The sequence below is a fragment of the Staphylococcus cohnii species complex 1663 genome (assembly GCF_041008415.1).
Classification (GTDB): domain Bacteria; phylum Bacillota; class Bacilli; order Staphylococcales; family Staphylococcaceae; genus Staphylococcus; species Staphylococcus ureilyticus.
Window position 1 is genome coordinate 1 of the sequence record NZ_JBFDVL010000017.1, and the last position, 4,724, is coordinate 4,724.

Consider the following 4,724-nt stretch of genomic DNA (forward strand, 5'->3'; position numbering starts at 1 on the left):
TCCTAAATTAGAATAGTTTAAATATATCATTTTTGTTCAGTAATATTAATATGTACACTATTTCCAAAATTTAAATTCATGTTGCCAAAAATCGATTTGTTTTTGCAATTGTTTTTCGTTCGCTTTTAAAGTCGATTTCATTAAGTCCGTTAAATCGACTGGCGAAATTTCTTTTATCAAATTCTTATATTTTGTTCTAGAATTTCTGTGAAGCTTTCCCCATTCTTCTTCATCACTCAATAACATAAAAACTATTGCTCTATCCGCAGTGCGTTGGATAGTTTTCCAATCTGGTTGCAAGATATGTAAATCACTAAAGCAATCATTCCAGTAATCCACCATATCTCTTTTAAGTTCGATTTCTACACGCCATAAATGTTCAGACATAACTTCAGCATCTGCATTATCTTTACGTTCTTGCTTTTTATTATAAATTCTAATAAATCTATTACTATCTCTCACGCCAAAATATTTTGTTTCTGGCTTACCATTACGACCATAAAAAATAGTTTTCTTAACTGCTTTATCAGACATTGCATAGTAGTCACTCAAATCATCTTCAAAATCAAAGGCTAAATCTAATCTTGTAAAACCGTCATCTTCCATGTAGCTTATTATATTTTGTTTTAACCAAATCATTTCATCTCGTGTAAGTTTGTTTGGATTAAATTCAATACGCATATTACGTCTATCCCAACTATCTGCTTTCACTTTGTCATATTCAATATAAACTTTTTCTTGAAGTGCTTTAGCTTTAAACTTTGTTTGAAGAATATCCCAAAGTCTTATTTGGGGCTCTACACTCATAAATTTAGAAAGGGCTTGAGCGTTGTCTCGGTTGAGATTTCCAACGATCGTCATTGCATCAAAACTTAATTTTGGATCAGATATGCACACAGTATGTGCGTCCAACCGGCTATTAGAGTAGCCGGTTTTAGAAAAATTGTCTGAATCGTGATTTTCTAAGTGATTTGAATGATTTGTATAATTATTTTTACTCATAAAAAATCGACTCCTTAATTTAATTTAAGAAGTCGCTCACCCGAATATATATCTTGAAGAATAAACTAATATCGTTTAATATCTAGATATACAAATTAAGAACAAAAACATCAACTGTTTTTCTTTAAGGTAAGTCGCTATCACAAACTTTGGCGAGGGAGTGAGCGACTTCTTTTTATTTGCTTATTAATATAACACTATCAAATGTCTTGGTCTAATTGATTAAGACTTTTTTTATGCCTTAAATATTTTATCTTCGCTTTGATACTTACTTAAATACTCGTTATTAATCAACATAGAAATAGCCTGGGACTTACTTAAGCCCATTTGTTCTGCAATTTCTTCAAGTCTTTTCAAAGTATCTTCAGTTAAAGTTATACCTACTTTTGTACGAACCATTTTTACTCCCCATTTCTAACTATTAATAAGTTTATTTTATTCCATTTATACATACATGTCTAGAGATTTCTATACAATAACTCATAAAGTCCCTAAAATGTAGCCTATTTGTAGCTTTGTGAAAAATCGCTATAACCCTTGATATTAAAGGTCTAAACACTTCACAATCTCTGATTTGGCACTCGGCACTTAAAAGGGGGGGTCGTAGTAGTCCCCCTTTTTCCAACTAAATTTGATAAATTCTAAAGCAAAATACAAAAACAGGGCTAACAGATCACTTCGTGAAGTTAGCCCTAAAACCTAAACCATTAACTCAATTTATTTTTTATTCCAATTTCCTTTTTGGTCGGAACCAACAATTCCATGTGATGTTGAGTTGGTACTTTCTTGGGATTAATCCCAATTCAAGCCCAACCAACTCGCTAACAAGTTAGCTATCACATTTCATTATTCCAACCAAAAAGTTTTCTCGGCATAAATGTGGGTATAATTAAATTAGATATACTTAAAACAATTCTTTAAAGGTTTTGAACGCCATTCTATTTTTAGAGTGGCGTTTTTATTTATCTACCTCTACCCCTATCACGTTTTTGCGTATTCTTTTCTTCTTGATATTCTTCAGGATGTATTTGTTTATCTAATATTTGTATCGCCTTTATCATACGACCATTATCTCTACTTACATCATTCATCAAATGCTGGTATTTATTTCTACCAAGAACTTGCTCTAACTTCTCAAAAATCTCTCTAATAACTTTAATAACATTAAGCGCATTATCAAGGTGTTTTTTGAGGTCTTTTATAAACTCATTTGCTCTTGCTAAAGTTTCAGACATATCCTTGTTTTCTTCTCTAAGCTTACTATTTTCATTTTTAAGCTCATTCAACGCTTTACCAGACTTAATACGCTCATAATCTTCTGTAATCGTTTGTGCTGCTTCTATTTGTTTCTGAAAGGTATTAAAATCTTCTTGGCTTATTACAACATTGCCTGTTTCTTGTATTTCTTTGTTGAATAATCCACCTACTTTTTCAGTTTCATGTTCATATTGGACGTTTAAAGGCTTTTTAAGCGTTTCTAATGATTTTTGGTATTGTTCTATCAACTCACTGCTTTTTTGTTGTATATGGCTTAATTTTTGGCTCTCACGCTCATATTCTTGCTTATGATATTCTGTTTTTTGCTTATATCGGTTTACCTGATCATGTTTAGCATTTGTAACTTGTCTTGATTGTCCTCGGTCCAAATCATACCCACGTTGATTAACATATTCGTTAAATCTATCTTGAAACGCTGTTAACGCCTTTTTATTCCCTACAACTTCTTTTGCACTTAATCTACCGTCATCAGTGATAGGAACAACACCATAATGCATATGTGGGGTTTTTTCGTCCATGTGAACTGTTGCATATAATAAATTATCTTTACCGTATTCTTGTTCTAAAAACTCTTTAGCATATTCAAAAAACTGCTTTGTATCTTCTGGCGTTTGATTATCAAAGAAATCATTGTCTGATGTAATTAAACCATCAATGTGTTTAATCGCGTCTGTTCTAATTTTTCTTTTGCCTGTATAATTCTGTTCAATTTTTTCATCAATCAAGTTATTAAAATTCTGTTTATTAGCATTTACCAAATCATAATTTAAGTAAGTTTTACTATGGTCTATATCTTCATTTTCATAATTATTATTTTCTCTTTGAACATGTTTTTGTATGCCTGTTGTATTTGTTCCAGTTTTAACTTTTGAAACTCTAATAATAGAATACGACATATAAAAATCACTCCTCAGCACTAAGGTTTTATAGGTATTTAATACTTTAAGTCTAACACACTAGACTTATTTTACAATAAGTCGTTAATACGTGTGCTCTGCGAGGCTTAAACCTGTTTTTGCTAACGCAAAAAATGAGTGGCAAAATGCTAGCCACTCATAGTTCTAAACCAAAATATAATATAACTATTCAAACTGCTTTTCAGAACGTTTAAATACAATAATCGTCAAAAGACAACATAAAATAATAAGGATAGCCATGGCTACAAGAATATTACTATACACTCCAGAAGAATAATTTATAAATTCCAGAACTAGTTTACGATTAATCAATTGTAGTGACAATAAACCTCCTACAATTGCTATACCTGTTCCCTCTGATAAAAAACTTGTGAAATTTAGCAAACTCATTCCAGAAGCAACTTCTTCTTCAGAAAGACTACTTGATACTATTTTTGATATAACTGTTTTAGTAAAAGATAATCCGCCCATAACAAATATAAACATAAAAGTAGTCAACCACATACTAAACTCAACAAAAAATGCAATAGTTAAAAAACTTATAGAGATAGACAATGATCCTAAAATAAAAACAAATAATGATCCTTTTCTATCCACTAAAAAACCACCAAAATAACCAAAAACAATAACACTCATGGTTCCAGGAAAAATAACACTATTACCTATTGTCGCTACATTTACATGATAAATAGTTTTCATCATATAAGGCACCATTGATATAAAACCAGCTACTATAGAAAATATTAGCCCACCAGAAAACAAACCAAGCATAAACGGAATGTTTTTCCCTAGTTTAGGATTAATAAAAGGGTTAGAAACTCTTGAAATATGTTTAATAAAAATCACAAAAAAGATTGTGAAGAGTATTAAAAAAGTCCAATTATAATTTGTCGTAAATAACATAAAACATATAATACTTATAGACATTAAAACAATACCTACGATATCTAATGTATTTTTTGTTGATTTACCAGGTACCATTACTTTAATAAGAAAAGGTATAGTTACTATTGTAATCATAGGAAGTATAAGTAGGTAAGACCAATGAATATAATGTGCTATTATTCCCCCTATTGAAGGACCTAACCCTTCACCTAAAGCTACAATTGATCCTATAAAACCAAAGGCTTTGCCTTGTTTTTTTCTTGTAATATTTCTAGCTACAACCACCATAATCAGTGAAGGGAATGCAGCAGATCCTACTCCTTGTACTAACCTACCAAAAATCAAAATAAAAAAGTGATTGTGACCAATAAAAGCAATCAATGAACCAAGACAGCTCAAACTAATACCAATAATTAACAATTTTTTTATATTTATATAATCAGATAATTTTCCATATACTGCTGTTCCTATCGAAAAAGTTAACATATATGCAGTGTTTACCCAGTTTGTAATTCCAGGAGTAGTATTAAAATGATTTGCAATATCAGGTAAAGAAACATTTAAAACCATTTCATTTAATACACTAAAAAATGAAAGAATACAAAGCCAAAATAAAACGCTATAAAACAAACCTTTAAATTT

General features: G+C 30.4%; 4 protein-coding genes. All 4 read right to left on the bottom strand.

Translation table 11 applies throughout. The annotated features are described in order from the left end of the window. Nucleotides 1-57: 57 nt before the first annotated feature. Complete coding sequence (locus AB1J10_RS12550) at nt 58-1,002, bottom strand: replication initiation factor domain-containing protein (protein WP_016913209.1); 945 nt, start codon at nt 1,000-1,002, stop codon at nt 58-60. Nucleotides 1,003-1,236: 234 nt separating this feature from the next. Then, nucleotides 1,237-1,401 carry a CopG family transcriptional regulator gene (locus tag AB1J10_RS12555; protein WP_017722131.1) on the bottom strand — a complete coding sequence of 55 codons (165 nt, stop codon included), beginning with the start codon at nt 1,399-1,401 and terminating at the stop codon, nt 1,237-1,239. 563 nt (nt 1,402-1,964) lie between these two features. Continuing rightward, on the bottom strand, nt 1,965-3,176 hold the full coding sequence (mobV, locus tag AB1J10_RS12560; RefSeq protein ID WP_016913210.1) for a MobV family relaxase: 1,212 nt from the start codon (nt 3,174-3,176) through the stop codon (nt 1,965-1,967). A gap of 186 nt (nt 3,177-3,362) precedes the next feature. After that, the coding region (tet(K), locus tag AB1J10_RS12565; protein WP_278198796.1) for a tetracycline efflux MFS transporter Tet(K) at nt 3,363-4,724 on the bottom strand (1,362 nt) is incomplete at its 5' end.